18 protein-coding genes and 1 tRNA gene are annotated in these 25718 nt (G+C 38.3%); 6 read left to right on the top strand and 13 right to left on the bottom strand.

What is annotated here, in order from left to right:
* Positions 1 to 2 precede the first annotated feature (2 nt).
* From K1I41_RS05675 to K1I41_RS05645, 7 genes are read right to left on the bottom strand one after another with little or no spacing between them, the layout of a single operon-like run.
* Positions 3 to 1202, bottom strand: a complete 1200-nt coding sequence (locus K1I41_RS05675) for a cytochrome c oxidase subunit II (RefSeq protein WP_220641712.1) — start codon at positions 1200 to 1202, stop codon at positions 3 to 5.
* A gap of 22 nt (positions 1203 to 1224) precedes the next feature.
* The gene (locus K1I41_RS05670; RefSeq protein ID WP_220641711.1) at positions 1225 to 2649 is read right to left on the bottom strand and encodes a quinol:cytochrome C oxidoreductase; all 1425 of its coding nucleotides are present in this window, start codon (positions 2647 to 2649) and stop codon (positions 1225 to 1227) included.
* Positions 2650 to 2674: 25 nt separating this feature from the next.
* Entirely contained in the window at positions 2675 to 3220 is a 546-nt protein-coding gene (locus K1I41_RS05665; protein ID WP_220641710.1) for a c-type cytochrome, read from the bottom strand.
* Between the two features lie 6 nt (positions 3221 to 3226).
* Positions 3227 to 3754: a DUF3341 domain-containing protein gene (locus K1I41_RS05660; protein ID WP_220641709.1), complete on the bottom strand. Its 528-nt coding sequence runs from the start codon at positions 3752 to 3754 to the stop codon at positions 3227 to 3229.
* A 6-nt stretch (positions 3755 to 3760) separates the two neighbouring features.
* On the bottom strand, positions 3761 to 5179 hold the full coding sequence (nrfD, locus tag K1I41_RS05655) for an NrfD/PsrC family molybdoenzyme membrane anchor subunit (RefSeq protein WP_220641708.1): 1419 nt from the start codon (positions 5177 to 5179) through the stop codon (positions 3761 to 3763).
* Between the two features lie 34 nt (positions 5180 to 5213).
* The gene (locus K1I41_RS05650) at positions 5214 to 8264 is read right to left on the bottom strand and encodes a TAT-variant-translocated molybdopterin oxidoreductase (RefSeq protein WP_220641707.1); all 3051 of its coding nucleotides are present in this window, start codon (positions 8262 to 8264) and stop codon (positions 5214 to 5216) included.
* Positions 8265 to 8300: 36 nt separating this feature from the next.
* Positions 8301 to 9641, bottom strand: coding sequence for a c-type cytochrome (locus K1I41_RS05645; protein WP_220641706.1), 1341 nt, complete (start codon positions 9639 to 9641; stop codon positions 8301 to 8303).
* Between the two features lie 214 nt (positions 9642 to 9855).
* On the opposite strand from K1I41_RS05645, the gene K1I41_RS05640 reads away from it, so the two are divergent.
* Entirely contained in the window at positions 9856 to 10245 is a 390-nt protein-coding gene (locus K1I41_RS05640) for an SPOR domain-containing protein (RefSeq protein ID WP_220641705.1), read from the top strand.
* A gap of 147 nt (positions 10246 to 10392) precedes the next feature.
* Here K1I41_RS05640 and infB read toward each other — a convergent pair whose 3' ends face one another.
* Genes infB through rimP form a run of 3 tightly spaced genes read right to left on the bottom strand, consistent with a single transcriptional unit; the run spans position 10393 to position 15016 of the window.
* On the bottom strand, positions 10393 to 13245 hold the full coding sequence (infB, locus tag K1I41_RS05635) for a translation initiation factor IF-2 (RefSeq protein WP_220641704.1): 2853 nt from the start codon (positions 13243 to 13245) through the stop codon (positions 10393 to 10395).
* A gap of 48 nt (positions 13246 to 13293) precedes the next feature.
* Positions 13294 to 14535 carry a transcription termination factor NusA gene (gene nusA, locus K1I41_RS05630; RefSeq protein WP_220641703.1) on the bottom strand — a complete coding sequence of 414 codons (1242 nt, stop codon included), beginning with the start codon at positions 14533 to 14535 and terminating at the stop codon, positions 13294 to 13296.
* A gap of 16 nt (positions 14536 to 14551) precedes the next feature.
* The gene (rimP, locus tag K1I41_RS05625; RefSeq protein ID WP_220641702.1) at positions 14552 to 15016 is read right to left on the bottom strand and encodes a ribosome assembly cofactor RimP; all 465 of its coding nucleotides are present in this window, start codon (positions 15014 to 15016) and stop codon (positions 14552 to 14554) included.
* Positions 15017 to 15199: 183 nt separating this feature from the next.
* On the opposite strand from rimP, the gene K1I41_RS05620 reads away from it, so the two are divergent.
* Positions 15200 to 16045 carry a universal stress protein gene (locus K1I41_RS05620; RefSeq protein ID WP_220641701.1) on the top strand — a complete coding sequence of 282 codons (846 nt, stop codon included), beginning with the start codon at positions 15200 to 15202 and terminating at the stop codon, positions 16043 to 16045.
* Positions 16046 to 16097: 52 nt separating this feature from the next.
* On the opposite strand, the gene K1I41_RS05615 is transcribed toward K1I41_RS05620, so the two are convergent.
* Positions 16098 to 16169: transfer RNA gene (locus tag K1I41_RS05615), tRNA-Gln, on the bottom strand.
* Between the two features lie 146 nt (positions 16170 to 16315).
* On the opposite strand from K1I41_RS05615, the gene K1I41_RS05610 reads away from it, so the two are divergent.
* The 4 genes from K1I41_RS05610 to K1I41_RS05595 all read left to right on the top strand — a co-directional run bounded on the left by K1I41_RS05610 (position 16316) and on the right by K1I41_RS05595 (position 24020).
* Positions 16316 to 19591 carry a glycosyltransferase family 117 protein gene (locus tag K1I41_RS05610; protein WP_220641700.1) on the top strand — a complete coding sequence of 1092 codons (3276 nt, stop codon included), beginning with the start codon at positions 16316 to 16318 and terminating at the stop codon, positions 19589 to 19591.
* A 148-nt stretch (positions 19592 to 19739) separates the two neighbouring features.
* Positions 19740 to 23024, top strand: a complete 3285-nt coding sequence (locus tag K1I41_RS05605) for a glycosyltransferase family 117 protein (protein ID WP_220641699.1) — start codon at positions 19740 to 19742, stop codon at positions 23022 to 23024.
* 14 nt (positions 23025 to 23038) lie between these two features.
* Positions 23039 to 23308, top strand: coding sequence for a hypothetical protein (locus tag K1I41_RS05600; protein ID WP_220641698.1), 270 nt, complete (start codon positions 23039 to 23041; stop codon positions 23306 to 23308).
* Between the two features lie 67 nt (positions 23309 to 23375).
* Positions 23376 to 24020 carry a polysaccharide deacetylase family protein gene (locus K1I41_RS05595; protein WP_220641697.1) on the top strand — a complete coding sequence of 215 codons (645 nt, stop codon included), beginning with the start codon at positions 23376 to 23378 and terminating at the stop codon, positions 24018 to 24020.
* Here K1I41_RS05595 and K1I41_RS05590 read toward each other — a convergent pair.
* Positions 24017 to 24313 carry a thioredoxin family protein gene (locus tag K1I41_RS05590; protein ID WP_220641696.1) on the bottom strand — a complete coding sequence of 99 codons (297 nt, stop codon included), beginning with the start codon at positions 24311 to 24313 and terminating at the stop codon, positions 24017 to 24019. The genes K1I41_RS05595 and K1I41_RS05590 overlap by 4 nt on opposite strands.
* Before the next feature lie 74 nt (positions 24314 to 24387).
* Positions 24388 to 25617, bottom strand: coding sequence for a metallophosphoesterase (locus K1I41_RS05585; protein ID WP_220641695.1), 1230 nt, complete (start codon positions 25615 to 25617; stop codon positions 24388 to 24390).
* Positions 25618 to 25718 lie beyond the last annotated feature (101 nt).

Genomic DNA, 25718 nt, shown 5'->3' with positions numbered 1-25718 from the left:
TCTTATTTGTTTTTTACTGCTGTTGAATCTGCTATGGTAGTCATAGTACTATCCAATTCTACAGTGTGAGCCAGATCATCCATTGGCACTTCCTCTTCTGCTGGCATTTCTTCTTGGGCACTTTCTTGCAATTCTTTAATTGCAGTACCCAATGCTTTTTGCTCGCTTAACCACTTATTAAAATCTTCTTCAGTATCTACAATTACTTTCATCTGCATGTTGTAGTGCGATGAACCACATATTTTGTTACATAATAATAGATAATCAAACGTGTAAGGATCTAGAGCCGCTTCGCCATTTGCTACAAGCTCTACGCTTTTCTTAGATCTTATTTTATTGATGTTAGCTACTTTTTGCTCAATTCCAGGATCCAGACGCATTTCGTCTGTAGTAAGCACTGGCGTAAAACCAAACTGAGTAACCATACCCGGAACAACATTCATCTGTGCTCTAAAGTGAGGGAAATATGCCGAGTGCAGTACATCCTGAGAACGGAATTTGAATATTACTTTTCTACCTTTTGGCAAGTGTAATACTGTAGATGGTATATCGTCTTGCGCATTAGGGTCAGACATATCTACACCCATGGTATTAATACCCTCTATGTATCTGATGTTTGATTTACCTAATACACCATCTTCTCCAGCATAGCGTGCCTCCCAACCAAACTGTTTGGCGTACACTTCTACGTACAATGCTTCTTCTTTCTCATCATCAATAAACATAATGTTAGTCCAAGCATATAGTCCGTAAAGGATAAGACCAGCTAATACAATAACGGGTATAATAGTCCATATAAACTCTAGCTTATCATTATCTGCATAGTAGTAAGCAACTCTAGTTTTTTTACCTCTGTATTTAAACGAGAAGTAATGTAGCAAAAACTGTGTTATGGTTTGTACGGTAAAAATAAGCCACATTGAAATAGCCATAAGGTTATCGTAATCAGAACCATGCTCTGAAGCTGGTGTACCTAATACTAGGTGACCCCACTTAACCAAAGAGTAAATTGTAAAGATGTAGATGAAGCCAACAAAGGCAAACATTAGGTAACCATTAACACTATTATCCTTATCGGTAGCAATTTCACTACTATCGCTGTTAGCTGCCGATCCTACTTGAGTAAGGTGGAATATTTTAGTTAATTGCCATATTGCAATGCCTAATAAAACTAAAACTGCAATTATCAATAAACTTGTCATTTGTTTATTTCTTTAAATATTATTAATAATGAAAATGCTTACTCTCTTCTATTAACGGATTACGTTTTGCTAAAAGAGGTGCTTTGGTTAATGCTGTAAATACTACTAGTATAAATAATCCTAGGAATAATAGTACAGACCCTATCTCTGCCATACCTATGTACCAACGGTCGCCCACTGTTGCTGGCATAATCATATTGAAGAAATCAATATAGTGACCACAAAGTATTACGATACCCGCCATAACTATTATCCAAGAAAGTCGTTTAAAGTCGGTATTTATAAGTATTAACACTGGGAATAGGAAGTTCATGGCTACCATACCAAAGAAAGGTAGGTTATAATCCTCTATACGTGTAATAAAATACGTTACCTCCTCAGGTATGTTGGCGTACCATATTAGCATGAACTGAGAGAACCAAAGGTACGTCCAGAAAATACTGATACCGAACATAAATTTAGCTAAATCGTGTATATGGCTTGTATTTACATACTCTAAGTATCCTTTTGATTTTAGGTAAAGTGTTATTAAAGCAATGACTGTAATACCACTTACAAAGAAACTTGCAAATACATACCACCCAAATAGTGTACTAAACCAGTGTGGATCTACAGACATTATCCAGTCCCAAGACATTATAGATTCTGTAACAATAAAGAATACTAAGAATGCCGCTGATGCTTTAAAGTTCTTTTTATAGTAAAGATTATCTGTAGCCTCGTCTTGCTTCAATGAATTTTTTCTGGCGTATTGGCGGTATAATATCCAACCCCCCATAAATATAGCAGCTCTTATTAAGAAGAAAGGACCATTAAGGTAACCTGCTTTTCCTTGTAATAAATGGTCGTTGGCTACAACACTTTCATCCATCCAGATAAATATATGATGCCAGTCCATTACGCCTGCTACTAATATTAAAAACACTATAATAGCACCAGGCAGCAAGTAACTTGATATACCCTCCATAACTCTGAATAGTACTGGAGACCATCCTGCTTGTGCTGCGTTTTGTATTGCGTAGAACGCTAAAGCACCAAGTGATATTAACATGAAAAATAATGCTCCTACATATAGTGCCGACCAAGGTTTGTTTTGTAATTGATGTAGCACGTGCTCTAAATGCTCGTGGTGCTCATCGTGTTCAGCATGAGCATCATGCCCTGCTGCTTGATGACCGTCGCCACGACCTGTATGAGAGGTTGAAACTTCTTTATGAATATCGTGCTTATCAGCGTGATGACCATGAGCATCTTCGCCGTGTGGATTGGCTGCCTCGTGATGTGCGTCGCCATGGTCGCCATGACCATGTGCTTCTTCAGCCGCCAAAATTTTCTCTACGTCTTCAATGGTTTTTGGTGCAGTAAAAAAACTATAGCCCACTCCAAGAACACCCAAGGCAATCAGGACAAAGGAAAAAGTTTTTAATTTACTTGAAAATGTGTACATATTATATGCTTTCAGTGTTCTACAATTATAATTCACTCTTTAACTTCAACACGTAGTGTGCAACTTGCCAACGCTCTTCTTGAGAGAGCTGATTAGCATGCGATCCCATTGAGTTTAACCCGTACGTTACTACATGAAAAACGCTTCCTTCTGTAATCTCTCTGTCTTTATAGCTAGGTACACCAAGGAATTTTTCTTTTTGCACTAAGCCTCCCTTACCGTCTCCTTTGTCTCCGTGGCAAATGGCACAGTAAATTGTATACAATTGGGTAGCTCTAGGAATATCTATCGCTGTTGAATCAAGAGCCGATTTTAGCTCTGCTTTTGCAAGCTCGTAGCCCTCGTTAGTATTTTCATACTCGTATGGAGTGAAACCTCTTGGTATAGAACCTTCTGCAGGAAGTTGTCCTTCTTTTCCGTTTTTGAATGCAGTAGACTCGCCATACGTTTCGTATGGTATTGGCTCATACATATTAGGGAAGTATTGGTAATTTGGTGCAGACTTGTCAAAGCATGCCGTGAATAACGATGCTACAACTACCAATAATGCTGTTTTATATAACGCTCTCATAATGTGTTAATGCTTTTCTTCAATTACTTTTACTTCTACAGCTCCCGTGTTTTGGAAAAATGAAACCATTTGGTCTACATCACCATGAGCAGCAACTTCCATCAAAAAGTGGTCGTCTGTTGTTCTTACATCAGGATTTTCTGCCTCTTTAAAAGGCCATAATTTACTTCTCATGTAAAAGGTGATTACCATTAAGTGAGCCGCAAAAAATACTGTCATCTCAAACATTACCGGTACAAAAGCCGGCATATTTTGTATATAACTAAAACTTGGTTTACCACCTATATCCTGAGGCCAATCTACAATCATCATGTAGTTCATCATCGTGATAGCAACGCTCAATCCTACCAACCCGTATAAAAATGAAGCAATGGCTATTCTGGTAGGTGCAAGCCCCATGGCTTTATCCAAACCGTGTACTGGAAATGGCGTATAAACCTCTTCGATATGATGATGTGCAGCACGCGTTTGCTTTACTGCATCCATCAGGATGTCATCATCATTGTATAAAACATGTATAACTTTATTACTCATGGCTGCTTAATGATTTTCTGGGTGTGAATGAGTATCGTGTGCGATTCCGTCTCTGATTCGTTTGTGCGTTTCGCTAGATGATTTCATTATCGATTTAACTTCTGCTTGTGCTATTACTGGGAAACTTCTTGAGTATAATAGGAATAGTACAAAGAAGAAACCAATAGTACCTATAAAGAATCCTGCATCTATAAACGTAGGCTGGAACATTGTCCATGATGATGGAAGGTAATCTCTGTGTAGCGATGTAACAATAATTACAAAACGCTCAAACCACATTCCGATGTTTACAACAAGTGATATTATAAATGAAGCTATAATACTTGTTCTAATTTTTTTGAACCACATTACCTGTGGAGAAACCACGTTACACGTCATCATTAGTAGGTACGACCACCAGTAAGGTCCTGTTGCTCTGTTAAGGAAAGCATACTGCTCATACTCTACGCCCGAATACCATGCAATAAATAACTCTGTAATATAAGCAATACCTACTATGGAACCCGTAATCATGATTACGATATTCATTAACTCGATATGTTGTATTGTAATGTATGCCTCTAGGTTAGATACTTTTCTCATGATGATAAGCAGGGTGTTTACCATTGCAAATCCTGAGAATATAGCTCCTGCAACAAAGTATGGCGGAAGTATAGTGGTGTGCCATCCTGGTATTACCGATGTAGCAAAGTCAAACGATACAATGGTGTGTACCGAAAGTACAAGCGGTGTTGCAAGTCCGGCAAGTACAAGAGAAACCTCTTCAAAACGTTGCCAGTCTTTTGCTCTACCACTCCAACCGAAACTTAGTGTAGAATAAACTCTTTTTGTAAAAGGTGTTATGGCTCTATCACGTAACATTGCAAAGTCAGGAAGTAAACCTGTCCACCAGAATACTAACGATACTGATAGGTAAGTAGAAATTGCAAATACGTCCCAAAGTAGTGGTGAGTTAAAGTTAACCCATAACGACCCAAATTGGTTGGGGATTGGCATAACCCAGTAGGCTAACCACGGACGCCCCATGTGGAATACTGGGAACATTGCTGCCTGTATTACCGAGAAAATTGTCATTGCCTCTGCAGAACGGTTAATTGCCATTCTCCATTTTTGGCGGAATAATAATAGTACTGCCGAAATTAGGGTTCCGGCGTGACCGATACCTACCCACCAAACGAAGTTGGTAATATCCCAAGCCCAGCCTATAGTTTTGTTTGATCCCCAAGTTCCGATACCTGTACCTACTGTATAAGCAACACAACCAATACCCCAAAGAAAAGCAGCAAGTGCAATAGAGAATGCTATCCACCATTGCTTGTTGGCTCTGCCTTCCACAGGACGTGCAACATCAACTGTTACATCATGATAATTTTTGTCACCTATAATTAAAGGTTTTCTAATGGGTGCTTCGTAATGAGACGACATATCCTTTATCTTGTTTCTTAATTAATATTAATTTTTAGGTATTCCTTACTTTTACCTGATAGAATACGTTAGGCTTAGTACCCACATGCTCTAATAGGTGATACATTCTGTCATCCTCTTTAAGTTCAACAATTGTATCTTCTTCATTGTTAATATCTCCGAATACCATAGCCCCAGATCCACATGCCTCAGTACAAGCGGTGTAGAATTCATCCTTATTAACCGGACGTCCTTCACGTTTTGCTTTAAGTATTGTAGCTTGTGTCATTTGGATACATAGTGAACATTTCTCCATAACACCTCTCGAACGTACATTAACATCAGGGTTAAGTACCATACGTCCAAGATCATCATTCATATGATAATCAAATTCATCGTTTTTGTTGTACAGGAACCAGTTGAATCGACGTACTTTGTATGGGCAGTTGTTAGCACAGTAACGTGTACCTACACAACGGTTATACGCCATATGGTTTTGTCCTTGGCGGCTGTGCGATGTTGCAGCAACTGGACAAACAGTTTCACATGGTGCGTGATTACAGTGCTGGCAAAATACAGGTTGGAATGCTACTTGCGGGTTATCTGCAGGATCTTCCATTTCGCCAAATGTTTCAATAGAATCCATTAAGCCTGATATTCCTGCTTTTGTTTCTACATCGCCTGCAAACGTATCTTCAGATGAGTAATATCTGTCAATACGCAACCAGTGCATATCGCGGCTTCGTCTAATTTCCGATTTACCAACTACTGGTACGTTGTTTTCTGCATGACATGCTATTACACATGCCCCACAACCTGTACAAGCATTAAGGTCGATAGAAAGGTTAAAATGATGCCCTGTTGTTCTGTCGAAAGATTCCCATAAATCTACTGAGCTAGCAGGAACTTCTTTATGGTCTAATGACACAACTGGAATTATATTCCACTCTGAAGCATCTTTTTGGTTAAACTCCTTAAGTGTGGTTTCTTTAATAATATCACCACGACCCATTAAGGTTTTCTGTAACTGTACACAAGCAAACTCATGGTCGCCTGCTGCTTTAGTAAGTTTTACAGGTTGTAATGCATTGAAGTTGTTGTAAACCGTATAAGCGTTTACACCCGTCATCATATCCTTTTTCATGGCAGCTTTACGACCGTAACCTAATGATAGACCTACAGTACCTTTTGCTTGCCCTGGCTGGATAATAACAGGAACATTTTCTATTTTTTTACCACTTACCTCTAGTGTAACAGTACTACCGTTTAAACCACCGTTGGCAACGTTATAATTTTCAAGTTCTAGCCTTTCAGCATCTGCTTTAGAAACCGTTACGTAGTTATCCCAAGAAACTCTTGTAATAGGGTCTGGGAATTCTTGTAACCATGGGTTATTGGCTTGCTGACCGTCTCCCATACCTGTTTTGGTGTAAAGCACTAACTCTAAACCTGCAATTGCTTTTGCTTTAGCTAATTTAGAAGCTGCATTACCAAAACCAGTACCGTCAGCCGTTAACGGCATTACTTCGGAAGCATGTACACCATCGTGTACTAACTGATTCCATGATTTACCCATACCTACAACATCAAAAGATGATTTTAGGTAATCGTAATATGTATCTGAACTACCCGACCATTTTAATAATGAATCTTGTAATTGTCTTGTTTTAAATAACGGGCGTATAGTAGGCTGTGTTATACTGTACGTACCTTTTGTAATACTTACATCGCCCCACGACTCTAAGTAGTGTGGTGCAGCAGCTGCTATGGTAGTTAAAGATGCCGTTTCGTCCTCTTTCATAGAAAAGGCAACCGACAATTTCACTTTCTTAAGCCCATCAATAAAGTCGTTACTATTAGGCAATGTATATACTGGGTTAACACCACTCATAATAAGTGTATCAACCGAGCCTGCTTTCATATCGCGCACCAATTGCGCTACTGCTTTTGCATTACCTTGGCGTATTAAACGTGCTCCGTTAGGATTAAATGCTTCAGACTGTAATGTGTTATTAATAGCTAACACTAACATTTGCGCATTTACATCGTCGATACCAGAAACTAAAACACCTTTGGAACCTGCAGCCCTTAACTCTTTTGCAACTTTAGCAATAGTTGCTTTACCAGCAAACGAAGGTACACTTGCCGAAGCTCCTGTAACCTCATTATACAATGCTACAAGTGCATATTTTTGTTCTGTAACCGTCATTGGGATACGCTTATCAGCGTTAGAGCCCGATAACGACATATTAGCTTCTATCTGTACATGCCTAGACATTTTACCATTTTTAGGTATACGTCCTTTTGCATATCCTGTATCGCATCCGCCACCTTGCCAGTCGCCCAAGAAATCGGCACCAACAGAAACAATAACGTCTGCTTTAGAAAAATCGTAATCTGCTAAGGCACGCTCACCGTATACAGCTTCAAAAGCATCCAATGCTTCCGATTGCGATACAGCATCGTATACAACATGTTTAAAGTTGCTGTAACGTGCACCAAACTCAGCTATCATTTTATCTGTAGAAGGGCTTGCCATAGTATTGGTTAACAATACTACTTGACCTCCTGATGATGATGCTTTAGCTAAACCTGCTTTTACTTTAGCATCAACCTCTTCCCAAGATGCAGGCTTACCTGACACCATTGGTTCTTTTAAGCGCATACTATCGTACAACGAAAGTACAGAAGCATACACTCTTGCATTGGCTTTAATTTTAGAACCTGGTAGATTGTTATTCTCTACTTTAATAGGTCGTCCCTCACGGGTTTTAACCAATATATTTGCAAAGTCGAAACCATCTGCAATAGTTGTTGCGTAGTAATCTGCAACACCTGGAATGATTTCTTCTGGTTGAACTACATAAGGAATAGACTTAATAACTGGACCCTCACAAGCTGCAAGTGATGCAGCAGCAGTACTGAATCCAACATATTTCAAAAAGTCACGACGGCTTGTTGATGAAGACGATAAAGCCTCTTTATCACCAAGAAATTCATCAGTCGGAATTTCTTCAACAAACTCATTGTTTCTTAGCGTCTCAACAATAGAGCTGTCTTCTTTCAGCTCCTCAACACTTTGCCAGTATTTTTTGTTTGATGCCATGTTATATATAGATATTAGCTTCTTTAAGAAAATTTATTAATAGTGACATTTACCACACTCTGTACCACCCATATTGGCAGCTGTAAGCTTAGCTACACCATATTTCTTGGCAAGCTCATCGTGGATTTTTTCGTAGTACTCATTACCTTCAACCTTAACGTTGGTTTCGCGGTGACAGTTAATACACCATCCCATGGTTAAAGGAGAGAACTGCTTCATTACTTCGTACGTTTCTACAGGACCGTGACATTTCTGACACTCAATTCCTGCAACCGAAACGTGCTGTGAGTGGTTAAAGTAAACAAAATCGGGAAGGTTATGGATTCGTACCCACTTTACTGGTTTTTGCTTACCTGTATAAGCTTGTGCCGATTTATCCCAACCTACAGCATCGTATAGTTTTTGTATCTCGGCAGTATAGAATTCTTTAGAGTAATCAACATAAACAGAGTCTTTAGCTCCTTCGAATTCTGAAATATTTTTATGACAGTTCATACATACATTAAGCGATGGTATACCTGAGTGCTTACTTACTCTTGCAGAAGAGTGGCAGTATTTACAATCTACACCATTTTCGCCAGCATGTATTTTATGAGAGAAGTGTATTGGCTGTATTGGCTCGTAACCCTGATCGACACCTATTTGCATTAAGTAGCCATACATGAAGTACGACGCTGATAGCAATAGTAATATTGCTGTCACCAAAACTAAGAATTGGTTTTGAGCGTATGCTTTCCAAACTGAAACTGATTTTTCTTGGCTCTCAACAACAACACCGTTTGCCTCTGCAACTTTACGCAATGTTTTATTTACAAGCACTAACATTACTATAAGCACTAGCAACACTAAAACAAGCGCACCCAACAGCAATGTACTATTTACACCATTATCAGAACCGCCCGAACCTCCTCCAACTGTAGCAGGAGTAGTAGTTATAACTGGCTTTGGTGCCGAAGTATAAGCAAGAATATCATCTATATCCTTATTAGATAATTGCGGGAATGCCGTCATTACAGACTTGTTGTTTTCCTCAAATACTTTTACAGCAAGAGCATCGCCCGATTTTATAAGATCACTACTGTTTTTAACCCATCTATGAAGCCAATCACGATCGTACTTATCAGCTACATTACGTAGCGCGGGACCGGTTGCTTTAGCATCTAACTTGTGACAAGCAGCACATAATGAGTTAAAAAGTTCTTTACCTTTTACCGGATCGCCAGCTGAGGCATCTGGAGCAGCCGCTTCCTCAGCGGGAGCTTCGGCAGCAGCATCAGCAGTTTCCTGCGCAAATGACGTTAAGGAAAAAGACAGCGAGAACGCTAGGCAGAACAATAAAATTCTTGAAAACGAAGTATGGTTACCCACTTTTTTCATATTAAAAATGATTATCGACTAGTTTTGGTACAGTTTTTAAAGTATCACTAACAAAAGGTTGTAATTTTCTTAAAAAACTCCCACAAAAATACGACTTATGTATTATTCTCAAACCTTAAATAAATCCTAACGTACAATTTATAACAATTCTAAATAAATTCGAAAGGTAAGTGTAAAATAATATATCGTATTTTTGCGGTAAACAATGTTCATAATGAGAATTTTAAAAACAAGACAGGCTTTATTTATACTATTTTTCGTTACGCTATTTTCGGGAAAATCATTTGCACAAAACGCAACAGTAACTATTGAACAGGATGAGAAATTTATGCAGCTTTTGAATGAAAAGCGCAGAATAAACTCATCCATAACCGTTAACGACCACTATAAGATACAAGTGTTTTACGGCGATAATAAGGAAGCCCGAAAAACGTTAGCAATATTTAAAAGAGAGTTTCCTGATATGGACACTACTATAGTATTTGAAAGCCCTACTTACAAGGTTTGGGCGGGCAGTTATGATAACCGTATTGCTGCCGAAAGAATGCTAGAAGCTATTAAACAGAAGTATCCTTACGCTTTACTTATAAAGCCAAATAAGTAGGCTTTAATCAAAATAAGCACAGCAACAACTGTTAAAGCACTCTTAAAAAATGATGCTTTTTTTATGTTAACGATTAGCAAAAACATTAGTATCCAAAAAAGCCTCATTGTTTTACAATGAGGCTTTTTTATTATGTAATCTTATTTATTATTTAAGCTTCTTTTTTACTTCTACCTCTTGGTAGGCTTCAATAACATCTAATTGTTGTAAGTCGTTATAGTTTTTAATTTGCATACCACAATCGTACCCTTTAGCTACTTCTTTAACGTCATCTTTAAATCGTTTAAGTGCAGCCAGTTCGCCTGTATAAATTACTACACCTTCACGGATAAGTCTGATTTTAGAGCTTCTGTATATCTTACCATCGGTAACCATACATCCTGCAATAGTACCCACTTTAGATATTTTGAACAATTCTCTAACCTCAGCTGTACCTGTAATCTCTTCTTTAAGCTCTGGAGATAACATACCTTCCATTGCATCTTTAAGATCATCAATAGCATCGTAAATGATAGAGTAGTTTCTGATATCGATTTCTTCCTTGTCTGCCAACTGTCTTGCCGATACGGACGGACGAACGTTAAACCCAATAATAATGGCATCGGACGCTGAAGCTAGTAGTACATCAGATTCGGTAATTGCACCTACTGCTTTGTGTATAATGTTGATTTGAATTTCTTCGGTAGATAGTTTTGAGAACGAATCTGATAGTGCTTCAACCGAACCATCCACATCACCTTTAAGGATAATGTTAAGTTCTTTAAACTGCCCTAATGCAATTCGTCTTCCTATCTCATCAAGTGTTATATGGCGTTGTGTTCTTACCGATTGTTCACGTATTAACTGTGTACGTTTTGCAGCAATTTGTTTTGCTTCTTTCTCGTCTTCAAACACGGTAAACTTATCCCCTGCGGTTGGTGCTCCATCAAGCCCTAATATAGATATTGGTGTAGATGGTCCTGCGGTTTTAATGTTTTTACCACGCTCATCGTGCATGGCTTTTACTTTACCGTGGTGTTTACCTGCCAGTACATAATCGCCAAGGCGTAATGTACCGCCTTGTACTAGTACAGTAGCTACGTAACCACGCCCTTTATCCAGAAATGCCTCTACGGTAGTACCTACAGCAGCTTTATTTGGGTTGGCTTTAAGATCCAGTATTTCTGCTTCAAGCAATACTTTCTCTAAAAGTTCTTTTACACCCAAACCTGTTTTTGCAGAAATATCGTGCGATTGTATTTTACCGCCCCAATCTTCTACTAGCAGGTTCATGGCAGCTAGTTTCTCTTTTATCTTATCTGGATTTGCCGTGGGCTTATCCACTTTATTTATAGCAAATATAATAGGTACACCTGCAGCTTGTGCGTGGTTTATTGCCTCTTTGGTTTGTGGCATTATATCGTCGTCCGCAGCAATTACAATAATCGCTATATCGGTTACCTGAGCACCACGTGCACGCATTGCGGTAAAGGCCTCGTGACCTGGTGTATCTAAAAATGCAATTTTTTGTCCGTTGTCCAATTGTACACCGTAGGCACCAATGTGCTGTGTTATACCTCCAGATTCTCCTGCAATTACGTTTTCTTTACGAACGTAATCCAGTAACGATGTTTTACCATGATCTACGTGTCCCATTACGGTAACAATAGGTGCTCTTGGCTCTAAATCTTCTTCTTTATCTTCTACAACTTCCATCGATTCCTCAATGTCTGTTGTTATAAATTCTACTTCGTAACCAAACTCATCGGCAACAATAGTAAGCGTTTCCGCATCTAGTCTTTGGTTCATGGTTACCATAATACCAAGCGACATACATACTGATATTACTTTGGTAATTGGCACATCCATCATGGTAGCAATTTCTCCTACAGTAACAAACTCTGTTACTTTAATAGTCTTGCTTCCTTCTGTAAGTTCGCGTTGTTCGTCGTCCGATTTCTGGCGGTGACTATCACGCTTATCACGTCTGTATTTTGCAGCTTTAGATTTGCTTCCTTTACCCTGAAGTTTTTCGAGCGTTTCTCTAATCTGGTTTTTAACTTCTTCTTCGGTAGGCTCTACCTTAGCTACAATAGCTGGGCGCTTACCAGGAGTTGTTCTGCCTCTACCACCACCTCCAGGTCGGTTATTACCACCTTGCCTGTTAGCTCCTTGCCCTTGAGGTTTAGGTGTAATTCTTTTTCTCTTGTTTTTATTTGCTGCTCCACCTTGGTTAGGTTTGCCAGCGTTACCTTTAGGTTCTTCTTTTTTCTTTTTCGGTTTATTAAACTGAGAAAGATCTATTGTTTTCCCTGTAAACTTAGTACCTGAAAGTTTTTGGTACTGTGTTTCTATTTTTTCGTCTTCTTGAGGTTGTTCTGGCTTTTCTTCCGTTTGTTTTGCTTCTGGCTTTGGTTCCTCAGGAGCGGATGCCCTTACAATTTTAGGTTGCTTTGGCTTTTGCTCTGCTTGTTTTGCGGCAGGCTTAGCTGTTTCGGCTTTAACCTCTTTTTTAGGAGTTTCTGCCGCTGGCACTTCAGTTTTTGATTCAGCTTCTTTTGGCTGTTCAGTTTTGGGCTCTTTAGCAACTGGTGCTTCTGCCTTTGGTGCTTTTTTAGGCTCAGGAGCGTCTGAAGATGTTTCTTCCTGAGTTTGTTTCGCATTAAGGTCTATTTTACCAACTGCAACTGGACCCGACAATGAGGCTTTGGCTTTTATAACCTCTTGTTTTTGTCTTTCCTCCTCCTGCTTTTTCTTTTCTTCTATTTCGCGCTCTCGCTCTATACGCAATGCTTCCTTCTCCTTTCTTTTTTCCTCGCTTACTTCAAGGGAAGCCTCTTTCTTGCCTTTATCAGCAGAAAATTGATTGTATAGGGCATTGCGTTCTTCACCAGATATCTTAGCATTCGGGCTTGCCTCTATGGCGTAACCCTTATCTTTAAGATACTCCACAGCACGATCTAGCGAAATATTTAATTCCCTTAATACTTTGTTTATTCTTATTGCTCTTTCTTCAGACATATAATCTTTTTAATATTATCTTCTTTGTTGCGATGTTTATACAGTAAACTACTCTTCAAATTCTTCTCTAAGTATTCTTACTACTTCAAGGACAGTTTCTTCTTCAAGATCTGTTCTTCGTACAAGATCTGCAACTTCTTGGTTTAATACGCTTTTAGCCGTATCCAATCCTATTTTAGAGAACTCATCGATAATCCAGCCATCAATTTCGTCAGAGAACTCCGTTAATTCAACATCTTCATCTTCTGCAGCCGTTCCTTCGCGTATTACATCAAGCTCATAACCTGTTAAAAAACCAGCTAATTTTATGTTGTGTCCGCCTCTACCTATCGCTTTAGATACTTCGTCTAACTTAAGGAATACGTCGGCTCTTTTATTTTCTTCATCTATTTTTATAGATGATATTTTTGCAGGGCTTAATGCTCTGGTTATGTAAAGCTGCGTATTGGCAGTGTAGTTAATAACATCTATATTCTCGTTACCTAACTCACGTACTATACCATGTATACGCGATCCTTTCATACCTACACATGCCCCTACAGGGTCTATCCTATCATCGTACGAATCTACTGCTACTTTTGCCTTTTCACCCGGTATTCTTACTACTTTTTTAACCGTAATAAGTCCGTCAAACACTTCTGGAATTTCCTGCTCAAATAATTTTTCGAGGAATTTCTCCGATGTTCTAGACATTATAATTTGTGGCTTGTTTCCTTTAAGCTCCACATTTTCTATAATACCGCGAACGTTGTCTCCTTTTCTGAAAAAATCAGATGGAATTTGTTTTTCTTTTGGCAACACAATTTCATTACCTTCATCATCGACCAAAATTACAGCTTTTGGTCGAACATGGTGCACTTCAGCCGTATAAATATCACCAATAATATCTTTAAACTGTTTGTATAGGTTTGTATTATCGTGTTCGTGTATTTTAGATATTAAGTTTTGACGTAATGCTAATATTGCTCTTCGTCCTAACTGTATTAATTTTACTTCTTCCGAAACTTCTTCTCCAACCTCAAAATCAGGTTCTATCTGTGTAGCTTCGCTAAGCGATATTTCTTGGTTAGGATCTTCAACTTCACCATCGGCAACTACTATCCTATTTCTCCATATCTCCATATCACCCTTATCAGGGTTGATAATTATATCAAAATTATCGTCAGAACCATATTTCTTCTTTAAGGCATTTCTAAAAACATCCTCTAGTATCGCCATTAGGGTAACACGATCTATCAGCTTATCATCCTTAAACTCCGAAAACGATTCAATTAATGCGATATTCTCCATACCAATTATCTATTTTTTAAAATTTTATTACAACAACTGCTTCTTTTATTTCTCCATAAGGTATTTCAGCCTTTTTTTGTACTGTTTCTTTACCTTTTCCTATTTTTTTGGGCTGGCGTGCTTTCCATTCCAAAACAATATGCTCGTCATTTGCTTCTGTAAGCGTTGCCTCAACCTCCTCTGTTTGGGTTACCACCTTTAGCGTTCTGCCAAGGTTTTTAGGGTACTGCCTTTTATTGGTTAAAGGGGTTGTTGCGCCAGCAGAAGTAACCTCCAAAGAAAAATCAATTTCTTCTCTATCCAAATTATGCTCTATGGCACGGCTTACATCAATACAATCCTGCAGGTTCACTCCATTATCACCATCAAGTGTTACCATGATTTTATTGGCATCTGTAATCTCTAGGTCAATAAGAAAGAGTGAAGGGCGCTCCCCTAGGGCAGCTTCAAGCAAATTGCTCACTTTCTCTTTAAATGTCATATTTTCTATAAAAAGAGGGGACTACGGTCCCCTCATTATTTAATTTTCCAGTAAATAACGGCGCAAATATACTAAATTATTTTTATATATTGAAAATCATTGGATAGTGTAAAATTAATTGCTACTTTTATATTATTAAAACAACACATAAATTTTTGTTAACGTAACATCTATACCTAACTTATGAAAAAAATCCTAGTCCCTACAGACTTTTCAGAACATGCAGAATATGCACTTAAAGTAGCAGCACAAATTGCTCGTAAAAACAACAGCGAAATTTACTTATTACACTTGCTTGAGTTACCCAACCAAATAGCCAACGATGGTATTGGAGAGAGTAATGCAGTGGGTCTTAATTCAGAAATCCCTGAGGTAATGTTCTTTATGAACAAGGTACGCGAGCGTTTTGCCGATGTTAGAGACGCATCGTTTCTTGAGGGTATAACTGTTGTTGAAGCAATACAGTTTGGGAAAGCTTTTGATGGTATTATGAAGCACACGGAGAAGCATAACATAGATATGGTTATAATGGGTTCTCATGGTGCTAGTGGCTTTAAAGAAATGTTTATTGGCTCCAACACCGAGAAAGTGGTACGAACATCAAACGTTCCTGTTTTGGTTATCAAGCAAGAGCAAGGCGACTTTAATCCGCAAAAATTTGTTTTTGCTTCTGATTTTTCTAAAGAAATAAAAGCACCTTTTGAGAAGGTGGTAAAGTTTGCCAATACTTTTGGGATGGAACTAGACCTAGTGTATATTAACACACCAAATCATTTCCGTTCTACACAATCTGCAGAGAAACTAATGCAGGAATTTACTGCAGGTTTTAATATCGATAATCTTAAAACACACATTTACAATGATGTGAATGTAGAGAAAGGAATACTACATTTTGCGAACAGTATAAATGCCGATATTATTGGTATGTGTACGCATGGCAGACAAGGTCTTGCACACTTCTTTAATGGCAGTATAAGCGAGGATCTTGTTAACCACTCTATGCGTCCTGTGGTAACGTTTAAAATATAATCTACAACCCGTTATAAAGCAAAAAAACCTCTCAAAATTGAGAGGTTTTTTGTTGGCCTACTAGGACTCGAACCTAGAACGACTGAACCAAAATCAGCTGTGTTACCGATTACACCATAGGCCAATCTTCTTCATTGCGGGTGCAAATGTAGCACATAATTTTTTTATTGCAAATTTTTGATAAAAAAAATATTAAATATTTGGTTTTTGCGTTGTGTAGTTTACACGCATAATTATTGAGGAAAATTACAAGTAACTATAAATCAGCCTATGGAGTATTTTAACTTTAAAAAGTGGAATTTAATTGTTGGATGGACATTATTTTTTATTGCCCTTGTTGTTTATACTATAACAGTAGCACCTACTGTTAGTTTTTGGGATAGCGGGGAATATATAGCTACCTCGGCAAAGTTACAGGTAGCGCATCCGCCAGGAGCACCACTATTTCAAATTGTAGGAGCTTTCTTTGCCATGTTTGCTACCAGTAAAACCAATGTTGCCTTTATGGTAAATATGGTTTCGGCTGTTTCTAGCGCATTTACTATACTATTTATGTTTTGGGCAACTACTATACTACTAAAAAATATGGTGATCGGTCTTGGTACTCTTACCAAGCAAAAAGCCATTATGGTTTTAGGTAGTGCTTTTGTTGGCAGCCTTGCTTTTACCTTTTCGGATAGTTTTTGGTTTAATGCAACCGAAACCGAAGTGTATGCTATGGCATCGTTATTTATTGCATTATTGCTTTGGGCAGGATTACGGTGGGGCGAAGCCATGCACCAACCTAACGGCAACCGTTGGTTACTACTTGTATCGTTACTAGTTGGGTTATCGTTTGGGGTACATTTTTTAGCACTATTAACCATTCCATCCATAGGGCTTATTTACTACTTTAAAAACTACAAAACCACAACTATAAAAAACTTTATTATAGCAAATATTGTTATTGTAGGCATATTACTTTTTATTTTTATGTTTTTAATGCCGTATACGTTAGCCCTATTTTCCAAAACAGAAATTACAATGGTTAATACTTTTGGGCTGCCCTTTAACTCTGGTACAATACTTATGTTTTTGCTAATCGGTGCATTGTTTTATTTTGGGTTGCAATACACCCGTAAAAAGCAACTACCATTGTACAATACAGCATTGCTATGTTTAATGTTTATGTTTACAGGTTTTTCAAGTTGGATGTTACTCCCTATCCGAGCAAACGCCAATGTAGTAATTAACGAAAACGCACCTACAGACACCAACAAACTACTTGCCTATTACAACAGAGAACAATACGGTGAGCAAAAGTTATTTTATGGCGCTATGTATACCGAAATGTATGCAGGGTTAGACCCTGATACACCATACAAAGATGCCAAGCCCAATTACGAGCGCAACTATACTACTGGCAAGTACGTAATTGTAAACAATTACAAAAACGCATTGCAAAATTTTGATAAGAATCAGAGCGGGTTCCTGCCCCGAATGGGCAATAGCGAAAAAGCTGCTAATTATATGGCGTATACCGAACCCCCAAAGTTTAGGATAGACCCTAATTATAATTTTGAAAAGGATTTGGCTTATTTTGGTGTAGATACCTCGCAACTTAGTGAGGAAGATACAGCACAAGCTGCATTACAATTGAAAGACCAGCTAATTAATGTAATTGCTGAGTTTAAATCGGCATACCGAAACGGCGAACTGGATAACGAGAGTTACGATGCTTTTTTAAAAAGCTATAAACAATACCTTATTATAGAAAAACCGAGCCTAGCACAAAACCTAAGCTTTATGCTAAACTACCAGTTTGGGTACATGTACTGGCGCTACTTTATGTGGAATTTTGCTGGACGCCAAAACGATGTACAAGGAAAAGATACTGTTTTAAATGGCAACTGGATTAGCGGTATAAAAGCGGTGGATGAAGTACGGCTAGGAGCGCAAGAACATCTTACAAGCGATATGTTGGGTAATAAAGGGCGCAACACCTACTATTTTATACCACTATTGCTAGGCATACTGGGGCTAATATACCACGCTAAAAAAGACGCAAAAAGTTTTTACATACTACTAACATTATTTTTATTTACCAGTTTTGCTATAAAAATATTTTTAAACGAAAGCCCTTTTGAGGTGCGCGAACGCGATTATGTACTAGTGGGTTCATTTTATGTATTTGCCATCTGGATTGGTTTTGGCGTATATGCTTTATACAGCATCATCCACAAATATATTCCGTCCAAAATAATAGCTCCAGCCGTACTTACTATAACGTTATTAACAGCCCCTGTTTTAATGGCTACTGAAAACTGGGACGATCACGACAGGTCTGGTCGTTATACTGCACTAGCCATGGCAAAGGCCTACCTGAGTTCTTGCGAGCCTAATGCAATATTATTTACCATAGGCGATAACGATACTTTTCCGCTATGGTATGCGCAAGAAATAGAGGGCTACCGTACCGATGTTCGGATTGCATGCAGTACTTACTTACCTACCGATTGGTATATTGACCAAATGAAACGACAAGCCTACGACTCGACACCTTTACCCATCTCGTTTACGCGAGAACAGTATCGTGACGGAACGCGCGACTATATGCTGTTTAATCCTAAAACAGAAAAACGAATGGATATAAAGGATTTTATTGCATTCCTATCACTTGATGACGAACGAGCGAAAGTTGAATTGAATAACGGACAACGAGTAAGCTACTACCCTACCAATAAAATCAGAATTCCTGTAGATAAGGAGCAAGTAATAAAAAACAACGTAGTAGCGCCCGAGTTTTACGATGCTATTGTACCTTACATTGATATTGATTTGCCCGATGTGTTGTACAAACACAATTTAATAATGCTAGACATAATTAGCAACACCAACTGGGAACGCCCCATTTATTTTTCTGGCGGAAGCCCTGATGACGAGGATTACGCATGGTTAAAAGATTATTTACAAATAGAGGGCATGACCTACCGATTTGTGCCCATAAAAACACCACAAACAGAGGAAAACCCTATAGATGTTGGTCGTGTTGATAGCCAACGCATGTACGATACGGTAATGAAATGGGATTGGGGTAACAGCAACAGCCCGCACATTTACCACGACCCGCAAACTTTACGAACGAGTATTCATTTTAAACAAAACTTAGCCCGACTTTCGGATACGCTAATTAAAGAAGGTAAAATTGAAAAAGCTGCGAATATAATTGACTTGGCTCTTGAGAAAATGCCTGTAGATTATTACAAGAATTATTTTTTAGATGAGCCTTTTGCTGATGGATACTATCGTATTGGTAAAAAAGAAAAGGCACGAAAATTATTATCGTACATCGCCACTAAATACAAAGAAAATCTTATTTATTATAGCTCATTAACTCCCTCAGTACAAAACAGCATTTACCTCCCTATAGTCAGGGATATAGAAAGCTACCGTGGCTTACTACTTGTAATGAAGGAAAATGATGACATGGTATTTTACGAGCAGTATAAAAAAGACTTTAATCGTTACAATGCTATGTTTGCCCGCTTTGGTAGAGAAAACGAATAGTGTAAAGCATTTTAAATGCGGTAATGTTTATATAACATTGCCGTTGCTTTTTTAATTGGTTAATGCAAAAAAAAGTTACGATATAATAACCTTAAATAAAAAAATAGTTTCTTTGCAATAACTAATAATTTGGACAACGTAATACTACATGATAACATTAAATTTTAAGAAGTGGAATACCCTGCTTGGCTGGGTTGTTTTTGCCATAGCAATGATTGTCTATTCGATGACGGTTGAGCGCACACTTAGCTTTTGGGATTGTGGCGAATACATAGCTACTGCTGCCAAACTCGAAGTAGGGCACCCACCTGGTGCACCACTCTACCAAATGATGGGAGCCTTTTTTGCTATGTTTGCAACAGGTCCCGATAAGGTGGCACTCATGGTAAATATGGTATCTGTAGTATCAAGTGCCTTTACAATATTATTTTTATTTTGGTCGGTTACCATCATTTTAAAAACCATAGTTTCCCGCCTTTCAGAGTTTAACAATTCCAATGCAATAGCCGTATTAGGTAGTGCATTTGTGGGTGCATTAGCCTTTACATTTTCAGATAGTTTTTGGTTTAACGCAACCGAGGCAGAGGTATATGCTATGGCATCGTTATTTATAGCTTTGCTACTTTGGCTGGGGCTACGTTGGGAGCAAGATATGCATACGCCACGTGGCAATAAGTGGTTACTCATTATATCGTTAGTTGTAGGGTTATCGTTTGGGGTACACTTTATGGCACTGCTTGCTATACCTGCTATTGGTTTTATTTACTTTTTTAAAAATTACGAAAAAGTAACGGTAAAAAACTTTATTATAGCCAATGTAATTATTGTAGCCATACTACTTTTCATCTTTAAATTGTTATTACCGTACACCATGGCACTCTTCGGGAAAACCGAAATATTTATGGTAAACAGCTTAGGCTTACCATTTAACTCGGGTACTATATTTATGGCGTTGGTAATTATAGCATTCTTTTACTTTGGGCTTAACTATACTCATAAAAAAGGGTTGCCATTATACAACACTATACTATTATCTACACTATTTATATTAATAGGTTTCTGTACATGGATGATGCTTCCTATTCGTGCCAACGCCAATGTGGTTATTAACGAAAATAAGCCTTCGGATGCTGCCGAAGTACTAGCTTATTACAACAGGGAACAGTACGGAGAGCAAAAGTTATTTTACGGTCCTATGTTCTCGGATGTTTATGCAGGCTTGGATAAAAATAATCCGTACGAAGATGAAAAACCCAATTACCAAAGGGATTACAAAACGGGCAAATACGTAATTGTAAACAATTATAAAAACGCAAAGCAAAATACCGACGATAACCACAAAGGCTTTATGCCCCGAATGTGGAGTACCGAGCACGCTGTAAATTACATGCGTTACACCAAACCATTGGATTTTAAACTAGACCCTGCTATAGACTACGAGCGTGAATTGCGCCAATATGGTGTAGACCCCGAGCAAATGACAGAGGAGGACTATGCCGACTATGTAAACCAAATACGAGGAGAGCTACAAAATACCGTAGGGCAGTTTAAGGCAGCATACCGATCGGGTGAATTGGATTTGGAAGATTACGACAACTTCTTGAGTTCGTACGGACAATACTTGGTAATCGAAAAACCATCCTTCTGGGATAACATGGACTACATGTTCAATTACCAGTTTAGTTATATGTACGGGAGGTATTTTATGTGGAATTTTGCGGGACGCCAAAACGACATACAAGGGCGCGGCGATAACCTAAACGGTAACTGGATAAGTGGTATTACACCGTTGGATGAAACTAGACTAGGACCACAAGATAATTTACCGTCCGACCAAAAAAATAATAAAGGACGTAACAAATACTACATGATTCCACTATTTTTAGGGCTTATCGGTGTAGTGTATCATGCCTTTAGAGATTTAAAAAGTTTTTATGTACTGTTGGTATTATTCCTCTTTACAGGGCTTGCACTAAAAGTATACCTTAACGAACGTCCGTTTGAGCCACGCGAAAGAGATTATGCCCTAGTAGGTTCTTTCTTTGTATTCGCTATATGGATAGGTCTTGGTGTATATGCCATATACGAAACGGTTAGGAGCTACATAAAACCCAAATTAGCTGCACCATTGGTTATAGCGGTAACATTACTCGCTGCGCCTGTACTAATGGGCTCGCAAAACTGGGACGACCACAACCGTGCAGGGCGTTACACGGCACTAGCAATGGCAAAAGCCTACCTATCGTCGTGCGAACCCAATGCAATATTATATACCATTGGCGATAACGATACTTTCCCGTTATGGTATGCACAAGAAGTAGAGGGCTATCGTACCGATGTGCGGATTGTAAATACAAGCTTGTTTATGACGGATTGGTATATTGATCAAATGAAGCGAAAAGCGTACGAAAGCGAGCCAATGCCAATAAGCCTTACGCACGATAAGTACGTACAAGGTACACGCGATTACATGCTACACATTCCTGAAACAAATGAACGTTGGAATATAAAACAATTCCTGAAATTTGTAACCTCAGAAGACCCGCGCACCAAAAAAGAGCTCAACAACGGGCACATGGTAAACTACTATCGTACCAACAAAATACGATTGCCTATAGACCGAGAGGCTATTATTAGAAACAAGGCAGTAAGCCCAGCACAGTACGACTCTATAGTACCGTATATTGATATTGACATTAAAGGCGACGCACTGTACAAAAACAGGCTGCTAATGCTAGATATACTAGCCAATAACAACTGGGAACGCCCGATATACTTTACAGGCGGTAGCTTTGGCGATGATGATTACCTTTGGATGAAAGATTACTTGCAGCTTGACGGTATGGTATTTAAGCTAGTACCATTCCAAACACCAATACCCGAAGATGGCAGCCCGCTGGATATGGGATACATTGACTCGGAAAAGATGTACGACATTGTAATGCGTTGGGATTGGGGTAATAGCGAAAGCCCAGACATATACCACGACCCCGAAACACGCAAAAATAGTATTACCTTCCGTACCAACCTAGCACGATTAATGGAAAAGTTAATTATGGAAGGTAAAGAAGATAAAGCCAAAAAAGTAATTGATTTGGCAATGGAAAAAATGCCCTTGGAATACTACGGTTATTACACGCTTTTAGAACCGTTTGCCACAGGATATTACAAAACGGGAAGCAAAGAGCAGGCAAGAAAATTACTTACCGACCTCATCCAGAAATATCAGGAAAACTTAACTTTTTATAAGGGGCTTAAAATAAGTCAGCAAGACATTCATCATGTAGATATTATTACAGATATAGAGCGTTACAGAAGCCTACTGTTAATAATGAAAGAAGAAGGCGATACGGAACTGTACGAGAAAGAGAAGCCCGCTTTTAACCGATTTAACCAAATGTTTAAACGCTACCAAAGAGATAACGAAGAGTAACTGACATATAAATTATGAAGGAAAGTGCATACAATAATAATTTAGTTGAGCAGATTTCTAAATTTCTACAAGATTACATGATAAAAAATAATGTTGAAAAGCTAAGTGCAGACCAATGTGCAGACTTACTTGCAGAAAGAAAAATCTTGGATAATAAAGTTGGTCCTAAGCCTGGTTACAACTTCAGGCAAGTATTAAGAGATGGAAGAGATGGTAAAATAAACATGGTAAAAGGTGTATTTCAAGAAAGACCAAAAACCAAATGGCATATCAATAGAGTTTAATATATATTCATAACTTTGAGAAGCAGTATTATTACAATACTGCTTCTGTTATTATAATGGGTTGGATATGAAAATGTATTGGGTAAAAACGGGATGGTTTATTAAAAAGCTGTTTTCGGGCTATGTATGGGATATGCCCAACAACCAAAAAACAGTGTACTTTACATTTGACGACGGACCTACACCCAAAATTACCGAATGGGTACTGGATATTTTACAGCAACACAATATAAAAGCTACCTTCTTTTGTATCGGGAATAATATAGTGCAGCATCCCGACATTTTTAAAAGAATTATAGCCGAAGGGCATGCCATAGGCAACCATACCTTTAACCACTACAACGGTTGGAGTACCAACAATAAAATCTATCTTGAAAATGTGGCTGCCGCCGAAAAAGTAATTTTAGAGCAAAACCCTAAATTTAAACAGGCAAAATTATTCCGCCCACCATATGGTAAAATGACACCATTACAGGCAAAACACGTACGTAATAAAGGATATAAAATAATTATGTGGGATGTGCTTAGTGCTGATTTTGATACAACTATAAGCCCCGAAAGATGCTTGAAAAATGTTATAGACAATACAATCGAAGGCAGTATTATTATTTTTCACGATAGTGTAAAAGCAGCTAAAAATATGCAATATGCATTACCACTGGCTATCGCCAATTTAAAAGAAAGAGGATTTACGTTTGATACGATGGCTTAAGCCTGCTCTTGCACTAAAGAGATTATAGTGTTGGCATCTAACTCGCCAGATTGTCTCCATACCATTTGCCCGTCTTTGTAAATCATAAGTGTAGGCAACCCTTTTATTCTAAGGGCATCCGCAAGCTCCTGATTTTTATCCACATCAATTTTTATCACTTTGGCCTTATCACCAAGTGCAGCAGCAACGTCACGCATAACAGGGTGCATAGCTACCGATGGTTCGTTCCATTCCGTATAAAAATCAATCAGTACTGGTACTTGGGAGTTAATAAGTTCTCCGAATTTTGACATAAATTAAAATTTAAACCGACCTAAAAGCTTTTTTATCCCGCTAAAATTTAGACAAATATAACAATTTTACTAACCTATGCTATTTTTTCGCCTCTTTTTAGTTCCAAAACCGTAATTTCTGGCCATATTCCTACCCTACCTGGGTAGGCGTGGAAACCAAAACCTCTGTTTACATAAATATAACGTCCTGCTTTTTCGTACAACCCTGCCCATTGCTTGTACACGTATTGTACGGGGCTCCACTTAATAAAACCAGGAATTTCAATACCAAACTGCAAACCATGTGTGTGCCCGCTAAGGGTAAGGTGGTAATTGTTCCTGTCGTTTTTAACCTCATATTCCCAGTGCGATGGGTCATGGCTCATTAATATTTTAAAATCTTCTGGCGTTAAGCCTTCCGATGCTTTGGGCAAGTCGCCTGCTTTTTTAAAATTGTGTCCCCAATTCTCTACCCCTACTAAAGCAATTTCTTGGTTGCCTTTTTTAATTTTCACATTCTCATTCAGCAACAGCTTAAAATCAATTTGTCGGTGTAAATCTTTTATCGCCTCAAAATTATCTTCTTTTTCTTTCTTCGTATCCCAAGCAATATATTCGCCATAATCATGATTTCCTAATACTGAATATTTACCCAACTCAGGGGTTTTAATGCGTTTAAACGTATCAATCCAAGGGTGCATTTCGGTAGCATGCGTATTTACAATATCACCTGTAAAAAGCAATATGTCCGACTCCTGCTCATTAATCAGGTCTATCGCATGGTTTATCTCATCGGCATCATCAAAACTACCGCTGTGTATATCGGATATTTGGGTAATGGTAAGTCCGTCAAAATTTTCAGGTAAGTCAGGGTAATAAATGGTTTTCTTTTTAACCCTAAAATTGTATTTCCCTTTGGTTACACCATACAATAACGATAAAAAAGGTATTGCGGCTGCACCTAATGCAATTTGGCTTACAAACTTTCGGCGCTCATTTAAAAACGATTCGTTATTGTTCCCTAAAAACTCTCTAATAATTCCTGATATTACCCTAAGTATATCTTCGCCAAACATAATAACACCCAGTACCATTTTGGGTATAAATGTAATAAGCAACAGCCCCATGGTAAATAAGGTCTGTTTGTTTTGCCCTACACTCCTATCAAACTGCGTAAACGAGTATGCAATGTAGGCTATAATTAAAAAGGAAATGGCTTGGTACGCCCACAACACCCAACGCACTTTGGTAAGTGTACGTACCGCCTGAAAAGCATAAATTTCTATTACGGCTACGAACACAAATAATAATATCCAACGAATCATCTATACAGCTAATTTAATATACAAAGTAACGAATTATGTGCGTAATTGTTACAGAATATATATGGTAGTGAATAAATTAAATTGCATACCCTGCGTAGTGC

The organism is Flavobacterium litorale (assembly GCF_019613795.1).
Classification (GTDB): Bacteria; Bacteroidota; Bacteroidia; order Flavobacteriales; family Flavobacteriaceae; genus Flavobacterium; species Flavobacterium litorale.
The sequence above is the reverse complement of the archived record's forward strand: the minus strand, read 5'-3'. Positions and strand labels throughout refer to the sequence as shown.

What these genes read in the sequence shown, in the direction of transcription:
- K1I41_RS05585 (WP_220641695.1), bottom strand. Translation starts at nt 25,617, where the DNA reads ATGATTCGTTGGATATTATTATTTGTGTTCGTAGCCGTAATAGAAATT.
- nusA (WP_220641703.1), bottom strand. Translation starts at nt 14,535, where the DNA reads ATGGAGAATATCGCATTAATTGAATCGTTTTCGGAGTTTAAGGATGAT.
- K1I41_RS05590 (WP_220641696.1), bottom strand. Translation starts at nt 24,313, where the DNA reads ATGTCAAAATTCGGAGAACTTATTAACTCCCAAGTACCAGTACTGATT.
- K1I41_RS05595 (WP_220641697.1), top strand. Translation starts at nt 23,376, where the DNA reads ATGAAAATGTATTGGGTAAAAACGGGATGGTTTATTAAAAAGCTGTTT.
- infB (WP_220641704.1), bottom strand. Translation starts at nt 13,245, where the DNA reads ATGTCTGAAGAAAGAGCAATAAGAATAAACAAAGTATTAAGGGAATTA.
- K1I41_RS05675 (WP_220641712.1), bottom strand. Translation starts at nt 1,202, where the DNA reads ATGACAAGTTTATTGATAATTGCAGTTTTAGTTTTATTAGGCATTGCA.
- K1I41_RS05610 (WP_220641700.1), top strand. Translation starts at nt 16,316, where the DNA reads ATGGAGTATTTTAACTTTAAAAAGTGGAATTTAATTGTTGGATGGACA.
- K1I41_RS05605 (WP_220641699.1), top strand. Translation starts at nt 19,740, where the DNA reads ATGATAACATTAAATTTTAAGAAGTGGAATACCCTGCTTGGCTGGGTT.
- nrfD (WP_220641708.1), bottom strand. Translation starts at nt 5,179, where the DNA reads ATGTCGTCTCATTACGAAGCACCCATTAGAAAACCTTTAATTATAGGT.
- K1I41_RS05660 (WP_220641709.1), bottom strand. Translation starts at nt 3,754, where the DNA reads ATGAGTAATAAAGTTATACATGTTTTATACAATGATGATGACATCCTG.
- K1I41_RS05645 (WP_220641706.1), bottom strand. Translation starts at nt 9,641, where the DNA reads ATGAAAAAAGTGGGTAACCATACTTCGTTTTCAAGAATTTTATTGTTC.
- K1I41_RS05665 (WP_220641710.1), bottom strand. Translation starts at nt 3,220, where the DNA reads ATGAGAGCGTTATATAAAACAGCATTATTGGTAGTTGTAGCATCGTTA.
- K1I41_RS05620 (WP_220641701.1), top strand. Translation starts at nt 15,200, where the DNA reads ATGAAAAAAATCCTAGTCCCTACAGACTTTTCAGAACATGCAGAATAT.
- K1I41_RS05650 (WP_220641707.1), bottom strand. Translation starts at nt 8,264, where the DNA reads ATGGCATCAAACAAAAAATACTGGCAAAGTGTTGAGGAGCTGAAAGAA.
- K1I41_RS05640 (WP_220641705.1), top strand. Translation starts at nt 9,856, where the DNA reads ATGAGAATTTTAAAAACAAGACAGGCTTTATTTATACTATTTTTCGTT.
- K1I41_RS05670 (WP_220641711.1), bottom strand. Translation starts at nt 2,649, where the DNA reads ATGTACACATTTTCAAGTAAATTAAAAACTTTTTCCTTTGTCCTGATT.
- rimP (WP_220641702.1), bottom strand. Translation starts at nt 15,016, where the DNA reads ATGACATTTAAAGAGAAAGTGAGCAATTTGCTTGAAGCTGCCCTAGGG.
- K1I41_RS05600 (WP_220641698.1), top strand. Translation starts at nt 23,039, where the DNA reads ATGAAGGAAAGTGCATACAATAATAATTTAGTTGAGCAGATTTCTAAA.